At 57.3% G+C, this 241-nt stretch carries 1 protein-coding gene; it reads right to left on the reverse strand.

Going from position 1 to position 241, the window contains the following annotated elements; translation table 11 throughout:
* Nucleotides 1–241: GDP-mannose 4,6-dehydratase (locus tag ACEN88_RS36175; RefSeq protein ID WP_413347194.1), on the reverse strand; the 241-nt coding region annotated here is incomplete at both ends.

Below are 241 nucleotides of genomic sequence, written 5' to 3' on the forward strand. Positions count from 1 at the left end.
GTTCGTCACAATGGTAGGGAAGCCATAGGTCCTGCGCCATGCGCGCACCAGATGGTCGCTAGAGGCTTTGGAAGCAGAGTAAGGGCTGCTCGGTGCGTAGGCGGTGGTTTCGGTGAAAAGCGGCAGCGCTTCGCCAGCGGCAACTTCATCCGGATGCGGCAGGTCGCCATACACTTCATCAGTCGAGATGTGATGGAAACGAAAAGCGGCTTTGCGCGTCTCATCCAGTTGCGTCCAATAT

It is taken from the genome of Massilia sp. CT11-108 (assembly GCF_047302915.1).
GTDB classification, from domain to species: domain Bacteria; phylum Pseudomonadota; class Gammaproteobacteria; order Burkholderiales; family Burkholderiaceae_D; genus Telluria; species Telluria orientalis.